The sequence below is a fragment of the Mycobacterium talmoniae genome, assembly GCF_001854525.1.
GTDB lineage: Bacteria > Actinomycetota > Actinomycetes > Mycobacteriales > Mycobacteriaceae > Mycobacterium > Mycobacterium talmoniae.
Genome location: NZ_MLQM01000014.1, coordinates 40,460 through 51,308 on the forward strand (window position 1 = coordinate 40,460; position 10,849 = coordinate 51,308).

11 protein-coding genes and 1 pseudogene are annotated in these 10,849 nt (G+C 70.1%); 9 read left to right on the top strand and 3 right to left on the bottom strand.

The window, feature by feature from the left end:
- The first annotated feature begins 55 nt into the window (after positions 1–55).
- From BKN37_RS05020 to BKN37_RS05050, 7 genes are all read left to right on the top strand, one after another.
- Entirely contained in the window at positions 56–1,429 is a 1,374-nt protein-coding gene (locus BKN37_RS05020) for an ABC1 kinase family protein (protein WP_071022557.1), read from the top strand.
- A 66-nt stretch (positions 1,430–1,495) separates the two neighbouring features.
- Positions 1,496–2,248: a YebC/PmpR family DNA-binding transcriptional regulator gene (locus BKN37_RS05025; RefSeq protein WP_071022559.1), complete on the top strand. Its 753-nt coding sequence runs from the start codon at positions 1,496–1,498 to the stop codon at positions 2,246–2,248.
- A gap of 122 nt (positions 2,249–2,370) precedes the next feature.
- Positions 2,371–3,780, top strand: coding sequence for a DUF2252 domain-containing protein (locus tag BKN37_RS05030; protein ID WP_071022560.1), 1,410 nt, complete (start codon positions 2,371–2,373; stop codon positions 3,778–3,780).
- A gap of 167 nt (positions 3,781–3,947) precedes the next feature.
- On the top strand, positions 3,948–4,505 hold the full coding sequence (ruvC, locus tag BKN37_RS05035; protein WP_071022563.1) for a crossover junction endodeoxyribonuclease RuvC: 558 nt from the start codon (positions 3,948–3,950) through the stop codon (positions 4,503–4,505).
- On the top strand, positions 4,502–5,095 hold the full coding sequence (gene ruvA / locus BKN37_RS05040) for a Holliday junction branch migration protein RuvA (protein WP_071022567.1): 594 nt from the start codon (positions 4,502–4,504) through the stop codon (positions 5,093–5,095). Before ruvC ends, ruvA begins: the two co-directional genes overlap by 4 nt.
- The gene (gene ruvB / locus BKN37_RS05045; protein WP_071022571.1) at positions 5,092–6,135 is read left to right on the top strand and encodes a Holliday junction branch migration DNA helicase RuvB; all 1,044 of its coding nucleotides are present in this window, start codon (positions 5,092–5,094) and stop codon (positions 6,133–6,135) included. Before ruvA ends, ruvB begins: the two co-directional genes overlap by 4 nt.
- A gap of 103 nt (positions 6,136–6,238) precedes the next feature.
- Positions 6,239–6,850 carry a hypothetical protein gene (locus BKN37_RS05050; protein ID WP_071022574.1) on the top strand — a complete coding sequence of 204 codons (612 nt, stop codon included), beginning with the start codon at positions 6,239–6,241 and terminating at the stop codon, positions 6,848–6,850.
- Between the two features lies 1 nt (position 6,851).
- Here the strand turns inward: BKN37_RS05050 and gabT are convergent, their stop codons facing one another.
- The 3 genes from gabT to BKN37_RS05065 form a co-directional block, all read right to left on the bottom strand.
- On the bottom strand, positions 6,852–8,192 hold the full coding sequence (gene gabT, locus BKN37_RS05055; protein WP_071022578.1) for a 4-aminobutyrate--2-oxoglutarate transaminase: 1,341 nt from the start codon (positions 8,190–8,192) through the stop codon (positions 6,852–6,854).
- A 93-nt stretch (positions 8,193–8,285) separates the two neighbouring features.
- On the bottom strand, positions 8,286–8,606 hold the full coding sequence (locus BKN37_RS05060) for a hypothetical protein (protein WP_071022582.1): 321 nt from the start codon (positions 8,604–8,606) through the stop codon (positions 8,286–8,288).
- Positions 8,607–8,868: 262 nt separating this feature from the next.
- Positions 8,869–9,555: a nitroreductase family protein gene (locus BKN37_RS05065; RefSeq protein ID WP_071022611.1), complete on the bottom strand. Its 687-nt coding sequence runs from the start codon at positions 9,553–9,555 to the stop codon at positions 8,869–8,871.
- A 164-nt stretch (positions 9,556–9,719) separates the two neighbouring features.
- On the opposite strand from BKN37_RS05065, the gene yajC reads away from it, so the two are divergent.
- Together yajC and BKN37_RS29735 are read left to right on the top strand one after the other, a co-directional pair.
- Positions 9,720–10,064, top strand: a complete 345-nt coding sequence (gene yajC, locus BKN37_RS05070; RefSeq protein WP_071022586.1) for a preprotein translocase subunit YajC — start codon at positions 9,720–9,722, stop codon at positions 10,062–10,064.
- A 122-nt stretch (positions 10,065–10,186) separates the two neighbouring features.
- Positions 10,187–10,849: pseudogene (locus BKN37_RS29735) on the top strand (protein translocase subunit SecD); the annotation flags it as partial.

Sequence of the window (10,849 nt, forward strand, 5' to 3'; positions counted from 1 at the left end):
GCTTTTGCGACTGCTCGCGCCAACTGGGGGCGCCAATAGCGGGCATGATGGGCGCATGGCAGACATCGTGCGGGGACGGCTGGGGCGCGTCGCCAAGCTGGCGAGCCTTCCGGCCGGGGCGGCCGGACGCGCCGCGCTCGGCGTCGGCAAGCGGATGACCGGCAAATCCAAGGAAGAGGTCAACGCCGAACTTCTGGAGAAGGCCGCCGACGAGCTGTTCCAGGTGCTGGGCGAGCTCAAGGGCGGCGCCATGAAGGTCGGTCAGGCGCTGTCGGTGATGGAGGCCGCGATACCCCCGCAATTCGCCGACCCGTTTCGCGAAGCGTTGGTCAAGCTGCAAAGCGAAGCCCCGCCGCTGCCGGCGGCCAAGGTGCACCGGGTCCTCGACGCCCAACTCGGCACCAAATGGCGCGAACGGTTCCAGTCCTTCGACGACAAGCCGGTCGCCTCGGCCAGCATCGGGCAGGTGCACCAGGGCATCTGGAAAGACGGCCGCCGGGTCGCCGTCAAGGTGCAATACCCCGGCGCCGACGAAGCGTTACGCGCCGACCTCAAACTGATCCAACGGTTCAGCTGGGTCGCCAAGCAGGTGATGCCGCGCGCCGATGTGGACCGCCTGGTTTCCGAGGTCAGCGAACGGATCGAAGCGGAGCTGGACTACCGGCTGGAAGCCGACTACCAGCGCGCCTTCGCGAAAGCCTTTGCGGGTGACCCGAAGTTCTCCGTCCCGGCGGTGGTCGCCAGCGCGCCCAAGGTCATCATCTCGGAGTGGATGGAGGGCCGGCGCCTCTCCAAGATCATCGCCGACGGCACCCCGGATGAACGAGACTCCGCGTGCGCCTTGCTGCTTGAGTTCACCGTCAGCTCACCCGCCCGGGTCGAACTGGTGCACGCCGACCCGCACCCGGGCAATTTCATGGTGCTCCCCGACGGGCGGCTGGGCGCCATCGATTTCGGCGCCGTGGCCGAGCATCCGGGCGGCATCCCGCCCGACTTCGGTGAACTCCTGTGCTGGGCCCGGGACGAACAGTGGGACGAGGTGATCCGGCTGCTCAAGGCACTCGGGTTCATGCCGCGCGACTACGAGCTGACCGCCGAGCAGGTGGTGGAGTACATCCGGCCGCTGTGGGCCTACATCGACCCGTTGCGGTCCGGGGAGTTCCACTTCACCCGCGCTTGGTTCCAAAAGTCGGCCTCGGCCACCACCGATCCGTTGGCGGAAGGATTCGCCGATCGGTTCAAGGTGGCCCGGCAGCTGACCATCCCACCCGGCTACGTCATGTTGCTGCGCACCCTCGGCGGCCTGCTCGGGGTCGCCGTGCAACTCGACGCCCAGGTGGGCTACGCCACACTGATCGAGCGGTGGGTGCCGGGATTCTTCCCGCCCGGCGACGGCCACAGCGCGCGGGCGCAGGCGGCACCGAAGTAGCACCCGGCGGCGGGCACGTAGACTCGTCGGGCGAAGTTTTCCCAGGATGAGTGAGGTAGGACGGCGATGAGCGGCCATTCCAAGTGGGCCACCACCAAGCACAAGAAGGCCGTCATCGACGCGCGCCGCGGCAAGATGTTCGCCCGGTTGATCAAGAACATCGAGGTCGCGGCCCGTGTCGGCGGCGGCGATCCGGGCGGTAACCCGACCCTGTACGACGCCATCCAGAAGGCGAAGAAGTCGTCGGTGCCCAACGACAACATCGAGCGGGCCCGCAAGCGCGGCGCCGGCGAGGAAGCCGGCGGCGCCGACTGGCAGAACATCACCTACGAGGGGTATGGGCCCAGCGGCGTGGCGGTGCTGATCGAATGCCTGACCGACAACCGCAACCGCGCCGCCAGCGAGGTCCGGGTCGCGATGACCCGCAACGGCGGCAACATGGCCGACCCCGGGTCGGTGGCCTACCTGTTCACCCGCAAGGGTGTGGTGACCCTGGACAAGAACGGGTTGACCGAGGACGACGTGTTGACCGCGGTGCTCGACGCCGGCGCCGAGGACGTCAACGACCTCGGGGACAGCTTCGAGGTGGTCTCCGAGCCGGGCGACCTGGTGGCGGTGCGCACCGCGCTGCAAGACGCCGGCATCGACTACGACTCGGCGGAGGCCAGCTTCGTGCCGTCGGTCAGCGTGCCGGTGGACGTCGAGGCCGCCCGCAAGGTGTTCAAGCTGGTCGACGCGCTGGAAGACAGCGACGACGTGCAGAACGTGTACACCAACGTCGACGTCTCCGACGAGGTGCTGGCCGCGCTGGAGGAGTGAAGGGGGCGGGGTGTCTGCTGAAATCGACGCCCAGATTGACACATAGCCCCTCAAAAGGCGGTTTCGCGCCGTATGGACGTCGATTTCAGCAGCGTAGGACGGCGCAGAACTAAACTCCGGCCATGACGGTGGCCGAGCGGCACGAGTTGGGGCGGGCCAAGCGGAAAGTGCTGCCGCGATCGGCGCTGGCCGCGTACGCACCCGCGCCGGATCGCCCCGATCCGGTGGCCCTGCTGGAAACCCAAGCCGCCGCACGGGTGGCCGAACTGGTGCCAATTCGGTACGCGCGCATGCTGGTATCGCCGTACACGTTCTTCCGGGGCGCGGCGTTGATCATGGCGTCCGATCTGGCCGCCGGCCCCAACACCGGACTGGCGGTGCAGCTGTGCGGCGACGCGCACGCGTCGAATTTCGGGTTGTTCGCCTCCCCGGAGCGCCGGCTGGTGTTCGACGTCAACGACTTCGACGAGACCCTCGCCGGGCCGTGGGAGTGGGATCTCAAGCGGCTGGTGGCCAGCCTGGCAATCGCCAGCCGCAGCAACGGTTTCCGCGCCGGCCAGCAGGAAACGGTGGTGCGCGGCTGCGCCGAGGCGTACCGCAGCCAGATGCGGGAGCTGGCCACGATGGGCGAGCTGGAGATGTGGTACGCGCAGGCGGTGGTCGACGACGCCCTGGTGGACAGCGTGGATCCGCCGCTGGGCAAGGAAATCCAGCGCGTCGCGACGAAAGCCCGCTCCCGCGACCGCCTTCGGGCGGTGTCCAAGCTGACCCGGGTCGAGCAGGGTCGTCGCCGGCTGGTCAGCGACCCGCCGCTGCTGGTTCCGGTCGACGAACTCGTGGGGGCGGCGATGGCCGACGCCTACCACCAGCAGATGGGGGAGCTGATCGAGGCGTATATGCACAGCCTGTCCGACGATCGGCGGGCGTTGGCCAAGCGCTACGACTATGTGGGGCTGGCGCGGAAAGTGGTCGGCGTGGGCAGCGTCGGCACTCGCGCCTGGGTGGTGCTGCTGCTGGGCCGCGACGACGGCGACCCGCTGCTGATGCAGGTCAAACAGGCGCAACTGTCGGTGTTGGAGGGCTACCTGGACCCCAGTCGATACCCCAATTCCGGTCAGCGGGTGGTCGAAGGACAGCGGCTGATCCAGGCCGCCAGCGACACCCTGCTGGGCTGGCTGCACGCGGTGGGACCCGACGGCCACGAGGGCGACTACTACGTGCGCCAACTGTGGGACATGAAGGGGGCGGCCGATGTTGCGGCGATGCGCCCGAAGGTGCTGGCCGCCTACGGGCAAGCCTGTGGCCGGGTGCTGGCCCGGGCGCACGGCCGCACCGGGGACCGGATCGCGATCGCGGCCTACCTCGGCAAGGGCGATGCCGCCGATAAGGCGCTGGTCCGGTTCGCTACGGCCTACGCCGACCAGAACCAGCGGGATTACCAGGCGCTGCAGGCCGCGGTGGCCAACGGTCGGGTGAACGCCGGCGAGGTTCCCGCCGTCATCGGCCAGGGGGTCCGGTCGATTGGTGCCTGACCGACCGCCCGTCGGCCCATACGCTTAACCGCGGCCTGCGCAGCCCGGCGGCGCCCGGCCCGCAACAGCGGTATCAACTGCACTAACCCGCCGCCGCGTGTCCTGCCCGGCGATGTCGGACCCACCCACTAGGCTCTCGAACAGGTGTTCACTGAAGGGGCCTGGAATTGCGTGTGATGGGTGTCGACCCGGGGCTGACCCGGTGCGGGCTGTCGGTCATCGAGGGCGGCCAGGGCCGGCAGGTCATCGCCCTGGATGTCGACGTGGTGCGCACCCCGGCCGACCAACCCCTGCAGCGCCGGCTGCTGACGATCAGCGACACCGTCGAGCACTGGATGGACACCCACCGACCCGACGTCGTCGCCATCGAGCGGGTGTTCTCCCAGCAGAACGTCTCCACCGTGATGGGCACCGCCCAGGCCGGCGGGGTGATCGCGCTGCAGGCCGCCAAACGCGACATCGAGGTGCACTTCCACACCCCGTCCGAGGTCAAGGCCGCGGTCACCGGCAACGGCGCCGCCGGCAAGGCGCAGGTCACCGCGATGGTCACCAGAATCCTGGCGCTGCAGCAAAAACCGACACCGGCCGACGCCGCCGACGCGCTGGCGTTGGCGATCTGCCACTGCTGGCGCGCCCCGATGATCGCCCGGATGGCGGCCGCGGAAGCCCAGGCCGCCGAACAGCGCAAGAAGTACAAGGCCCGGCTGAAGGCGGCCGCGAAATGATCGCGTCGGTGCGCGGTGAGGTGCTCGACATCGCGTTGGACCATGCGGTGATCGAGGCCGCGGGGGTGGGCTACAAAGTCATGGCCACCCCGGCGACGCTGTCGACGCTGCACCGCGGCGCCGAAGCCCGGCTGATCACCGCGATGATCGTGCGCGAGGATTCGATGACGCTGTACGGCTTCGGCGACGGCGAAACCCGCGACCTGTTCCTCACCCTGCTCGGGGTCTCCGGGATCGGGCCCAAGATCGCGCTGGCCACCCTGGCGGTGCACGACGCGTCCGCGCTGCGCCAGGCGCTGGCCGACGGGGACGTCACCGCGCTGACCCGGGTGCCCGGCATCGGCAAACGCGGCGCCGAGCGGATGGTGCTGGAACTGCGCGACAAGATCGGGCCGGTGACCCCGGCCGCCGGTGGACCCGCCGTCAACGGCCACGCGGTGCGCGGCCCGGTGGTGGAAGCCCTGGTGGGTCTGGGGTTCGCGGCCAAGCAGGCCGAGGAGGCCACCGATAAGGTGCTGGCCGCCGAGGACGGCGCCACCACGTCCAGCGCGCTGCGCGCGGCGCTGAGCCTGCTGGGCAAGAAGACATGAGCGAGCCCGAGGACCGCGAGGTGACCCCGGCGCTGACCGTCGGCGAGGGCGACATCGACGCCAGCCTGCGGCCCCGCTCGCTGCGGGAGTTCATCGGCCAACCGCGGGTGCGCGAACAGTTGCAGCTGGTCATCGAGGGCGCGAAAAACCGGGGCGGCACCCCGGACCACATCCTGCTGTCCGGACCGCCCGGCCTGGGCAAGACCTCGCTGGCGATGATCATCGCCGCCGAGCTGGGCTCCTCGCTGCGGGTGACGTCGGGTCCGGCGCTCGAACGCGCCGGCGACCTGGCGGCGATGCTGTCCAACCTGGTCGAACACGACGTGCTGTTCATCGACGAAATCCACCGCATCGCCCGGCCCGCCGAGGAAATGCTGTATTTGGCGATGGAGGACTTCCGGGTCGACGTCGTCGTCGGCAAAGGCCCCGGGGCGACCTCGATTCCGCTGGAGGTGGCGCCGTTCACCCTGGTCGGGGCCACCACCCGGTCCGGTGCGCTGACCGGCCCGCTGCGGGACCGGTTCGGCTTCACCGCGCACATGGATTTCTACGAGCCGCCCGAGCTGGAGCGGGTGTTGGCCCGCTCGGCCGGCATCCTGGGCATCGAACTGGGTGCGGACGCCGCCTCCGAGGTGGCTCGCCGCTCGCGGGGCACCCCGCGGATCGCCAACCGGCTGCTGCGCCGGGTGCGTGACTACGCCGAGGTGCGCGCCGACGGGGTGATCACCCGCGACGTCGCCAAATCCGCGCTGGAGGTGTACGACGTCGACGAGCTGGGGCTGGACCGGCTGGACCGCGCGGTGCTGACGGCGCTGACCCGCAGCTTCGGCGGCGGCCCGGTCGGGGTGTCGACGCTGGCGGTCGCGGTCGGGGAGGAGGCCGCCACCGTCGAGGAGGTGTGCGAGCCGTTTTTGGTGCGGGCCGGCATGATCGCGCGCACCCCGCGTGGGCGGGTCGCCACCGCGCAGGCCTGGACGCATCTGGGCATGACGCCGCCGGCCGGGGCGGCCGGCCTGGGCCAGCCCGGCCTGTTCGACTGACGCGTGCCCGCTACCGATCCCATAACGGTTGACGCGGGAAGGCCCGGTTACCCGTGGGCCGATTAGGGTAGTGAGCAGTCGCCAAAAGCCCGAGGAGGCTCTCATGAACGACTCGGATATGCGGGCCCGCGCCCGCTCCAGCGGGTTGCGGATACCCCGCACCCGCGGTGCGATCAGCGGATTCTTGCTGATTCTGCTCGGTGTTTGGGGTGCGGTGATCCCGTTCGTCGGGGCGCGCTTCAACTTCGCCTACACGCCGGACCAGGTGATGACCTGGACCGCGGCGCGGGGCTGGCTGGAGGTGCTGCCCGGGGCGGCCACCGCGTTCGGGGGAGCGATGTTGCTGTTTTCCGCCAACCGGGCGACCGCGATGATGGGCGGCTGGCTGGCCGTTTTGGGTGGGGCCTGGTTCGTGGTCGGCAACAGCTTCTCGTCGCTGCTGCGCATCGGTGACATCGGCGACCCGGTGGCCTCCACCGACGCCAAGCGCCTGCTGATTGAGCTGGCCTACTTTCCCGGGCTGGGGGCGGTGATCCTGTTCCTGGGCGGGGTGGCGCTGGGGACGCTGTCGGTGGTCAGCGTGCGCGACGTGGCGCATGCGGCGGCCAGCGTGCCGCCCGAGGCGTACACCGGGCAGATCCCCGGCCCGCCCGAGGAGCCGCAGAAGCGGGGCCTGTTCCGCCGCCGGCATGTGAGCGCGTCGGCCGCCCGCTAACTCACAGCGCGGCCAGCGCCTCACCCAGCACGTCGAGACCGTCGTTGAGTAGTTCGTCGCTGATGGCCAGCGGCGGCACGAACCGCACCACGTTCCCGAACGTGCCGCAGGTCAGCAGGATCACCCCGGCCGCGTGCGCGGCGTCGGACAGCTTGGCGGTGAGCTCGGGATCCGGCTCGCTGGTGCCCGAGCGCACCAATTCCAGGCCGATCATGGCGCCACGGCCGCGCACATCGCCGATCCGGTCGTCCTCGGCCTGCAGCCGGAACAGCCGGTCTTTGATCAGCCGCTCGATCTGCTGCGCCCGCTCGATCAGCCCGTCGTTTTCCACGGTGGCGATGGCGGCCAGCGCCGCCGCGCACGCGATCGGGTTGCCGCCGAACGTGCCGCCCAAGCCGGACACGTGCGGGGCGTCCATGATCTCGGCGCGCCCGGTCACCGCCGACAGCGGTAGGCCGCCGGCGATGCCCTTGGCGGTGCAGATCAGGTCGGGTGCGACGCCGTCGTGCTCGCAGGCGAACATCGCCCCGGTGCGGGCGAACCCGGACTGCACCTCGTCGGCGACGAACACCACGTTGTTCTCCCGGCACCACGCCAACAGCGCCGCCAGGAAGCCTTCGGCGGGCACGATGTAGCCGCCCTCGCCCAGGATCGGCTCGATCACCACCGCGGCCAGGTTGTCGGCGCCGACCTGCTTGTCGATGATGTCGATGGCGCGGGCGGCGGCCAGCTCGCCGTTGCTGGCCAGCTCCTTGTCCAGCAGCCCGTCGCGGTACGGGTAGGACGGCGGCACCCGGTAGATGCTCGGCGCGAACGGCCCGAACCCGCTCTTGTACGGCATCGATTTCGCGGTCATCGACATCGTCAGGTTGGTGCGCCCGTGGTAGCCGTGATCGAACACCACCACCGCCGGTTTGCGGGTGTACGAGCGGGCGATCTTGACGGCGTTCTCCAGCGCCTCGGCGCCCGAGTTGAGCAGCACCGACCGCTTCTCCCCGGATCCGGGGGTGATCCGGTTGAGCTGTTCGGCGACGGCGACGTAGCCCTCATACGGGGCGACCATGAAGCAGGTGTGGGTGAACTCGTCGACCTGGGCGCGCACCGCATCGACCACGCGAGGGGCGGCGTTGCCGATGGTGGTGACCCCGATGCCCGAACCCAGGTCGATGAGCCGGTTGCCGTCGACGTCTTCCACGATGCCGCCGGCCGCGCGCACCGCGTAGACCGGCATGGTGCTGCCGACGCCGCGGGCCACCGCGGCGGCGCGGCGTTGGGCGAGTTTCCGGGACACGGGGCCGGGAAGCTCGGTGGCTAGGTGACGACTCTGGTCGAGCGAAGGCACGGCTGTCTCCTCAACAGGACGGCGGGATCGCGGACAACTTCGAGCCTATCCGCGGAGCCGCAGCGCGTCGCCGCTCGTGACGGTTTCGGCGGCTCAGACCTGGCCGAGTGGCCGGCAGACGTTGCCGAAGGGGTTCCACCATTCGCCGGGCGGGCAGTCCAGCGGGGTTGGTCCCTGGCCAAGTGGCATGCAGGTGTTGGTGCTCGGTTCCCAATACTGGCCGCCCGGGCAGTCCAGCGGGGTTGGTCCCTGGCCGAGCGGCATGCAGGTGTTGGTGCTGGGTTCCCAATACTGGCCGTCCGGGCAGTTCAGCGGGGCCGCCGAACTGTCGGCGGGGGCGCCGATCGTGACGGCGGCAATCGGTGCTACCGCCAACATGGCAGCGAACGCCAGACGGCTAACCAACCTTCTCATCGCGGGCTTCTCCCATCGAGCATGCTCGGTTCGGCGGGCCCGGCGTAAAGGCGAGCCGGGTCAAGTTCGGGCGGCTTCAACAGATAGCACACCGGTGCTTACGGCGTGACGATGTTGAACCAGAACGGGAAGTCGTCGAGCAGGCCGATGAAGTCGTCGAAGGCGTCCTTGTCGTGATCCGCTGGGCGCCGAGCGTGCGTCCACGGCGGAAAAATCGCGAAAACCTCGCCGTAGCCGCACGTTCGGCGCGGGCCGGCGAGCGTTAGCCCGCGCCGGGGCCGCCGAACGCCGGGCCGTCGAGCGAATCGACGGTGGCGAACGACGCCACCGGCGCCCGGGTCAGCCGGCGCGGCGCCCGGACCGGATACCCCAACGCGATGACCGCGGCCAGCGCCAGCGGGTCGGCGGCGCCCAGCAGCGCCTTGACCCCGGCCTCTTCCCGGATCGCGATGGTGGTGAGGACGCCGCCGAGGCCCTCCGCCCGGGCGGCCAGCAGGACGCTCCAGGCGAACGGGTAGATCGACGCGCCGCCGGCGAAGGAATACCGGTCCAGGTCGCGGTCCACCGCCGCCAGCTGCGACAGGTCGGCGAACACCGCCAGCAGCACCGGGGCCTGATCGAAGCGGTCGGCGAAACCCCCGCCGGTCGCGGTGTCGGCCCCGGCACGCAGCGCCGCCGCCTCGGCGTCGCGGTCGTTGGTCGGTGCCCAGGGCCGCAGACCGGCCATGCTCAGCGTCAGATAGTCCCGCGACCCGCTGCGGTACAGGTCGCGCAGCTCACGCCGCCGAACCGGATCCTTGACCACGACGACCCGCCAGGCCTGCGCATTGGCGCCGCTGGGCGCGAATCGGGCGGTGTCGAGCACCCGGGCCAGCACGGTGTCGTCGACGGGCTGATCGGTGAAATCGCGGACCGCGCCGGTGCTGCGCAGCGCCTCGGTGAGCTCCATCAGGCCATCTTCGGGCCCCACGGCGGGCTCGAGCAACCGGCGTCGGCGGCGGGACCGGGTCGGTTATCGGCCGCGGCAATGGCACACTGGTGGCTTACCAGGCCGGTGACCGTTCTGGTCCACAGCCTCTTCGAGAAGACTCACACAGGAAAGATAGTTCCGTCATGAACAGCAACCTCGTCGTCTTCATGCCGCTGCTGCTCGCCTTGGCCGCGTTCATGTTCTTCGCGTCGCGGCGGCAGAAGCGTGCCATGCAAGCCACCATCGACCTGCATGAATCGCTGCAAATCGGGGATCGGGTGCACACCACCTCCGGGCTGCAGGGCACCATCACCGCCATCACCGACGACACGGTGGATCTCGAGATCGCCCCTGGCGTGGTGACCACCTGGATGAAGCTGGCGGTCCGCGACCGCATCGAACCCGAGACCCCGGAAACCGCCGACGACGCCGACGAGGCCGACGCCGTGGGACTGACCGCCGACGCCGACCCGCTGCCCAAGGATTAAGACCCTTCGACCGGCACGTACCCTTTGCGGGTGCAGTGAACTGATCGTCAAGCCAGGACCGAGCGCGGGACACCCGTCGGCCGCGGGAGCGGATCGCGCACGAACGGAGGAGACTCAACAACGTGGCATCGCCTTCGGCGCCGGTGCACCCCGCCCGCTACTTGTCGGTGTTCCTGGCCTTGCTCATCGGTGTTTTTCTGCTGGTGTTTTTGACCGGGGACAAGAAAGCCCAGCCCAAGCTGGGGATTGACCTGCAGGGCGGCACCCGCGTCACGTTGACCGCCCGCACCCCGGACGGGAAGAGCCCCTCCCAGGAGTCGCTGCGTCAGGCGCAGCAGATCATCAGCGACCGGGTCAACGGGCTGGGGGTGTCCGGGTCCGAGGTCGTCATCGACAACGACAACCTGGTGATCACCGTGCCCGGCAACGACGGCAACGAGGCCCGCAACCTGGGCCAGACCGCGCGGCTGTATATCCGGCCGGTGATCAATGCGGTCCCGGCGCAGGACGAGGAGTCCCAACAGGGAAATCCGGGCGGACCCGGCGGTCCAGGGATGCCGGGCGGCCCCGTGCCGGGACTGCCCGGTGGACCGGGTGGACCCGGACCGGACACGCCGGGCGGACCTGGCCCGGTGCCGGGTGCTGGGATTCCCGGCCTGCCCGGCGGTGGCCTGCCGGGCGGACCGGGCGGCGCACAGCCGGGCGGGGGCCCGGGCGGCATGCCGGCGCCCCAGGCGCCCGCAGACCAGCCGGTACCCCCGCAGCCGCGGCCCTACCCACAGGAC

Excerpts from the sequence above, each read along its gene's own strand:
- ruvA (WP_071022567.1), top strand. The coding sequence starts at position 4,502 with ATGATCGCGTCGGTGCGCGGTGAGGTGCTCGACATCGCGTTGGACCAT.
- BKN37_RS05020 (WP_071022557.1), top strand. The coding sequence starts at position 56 with ATGGCAGACATCGTGCGGGGACGGCTGGGGCGCGTCGCCAAGCTGGCG.
- BKN37_RS05065 (WP_071022611.1), bottom strand. The coding sequence starts at position 9,555 with ATGGAGCTCACCGAGGCGCTGCGCAGCACCGGCGCGGTCCGCGATTTC.
- BKN37_RS05060 (WP_071022582.1), bottom strand. The coding sequence starts at position 8,606 with ATGAGAAGGTTGGTTAGCCGTCTGGCGTTCGCTGCCATGTTGGCGGTA.
- ruvB (WP_071022571.1), top strand. The coding sequence starts at position 5,092 with ATGAGCGAGCCCGAGGACCGCGAGGTGACCCCGGCGCTGACCGTCGGC.
- BKN37_RS05050 (WP_071022574.1), top strand. The coding sequence starts at position 6,239 with ATGAACGACTCGGATATGCGGGCCCGCGCCCGCTCCAGCGGGTTGCGG.
- BKN37_RS05025 (WP_071022559.1), top strand. The coding sequence starts at position 1,496 with ATGAGCGGCCATTCCAAGTGGGCCACCACCAAGCACAAGAAGGCCGTC.
- BKN37_RS05030 (WP_071022560.1), top strand. The coding sequence starts at position 2,371 with ATGACGGTGGCCGAGCGGCACGAGTTGGGGCGGGCCAAGCGGAAAGTG.
- yajC (WP_071022586.1), top strand. The coding sequence starts at position 9,720 with ATGAACAGCAACCTCGTCGTCTTCATGCCGCTGCTGCTCGCCTTGGCC.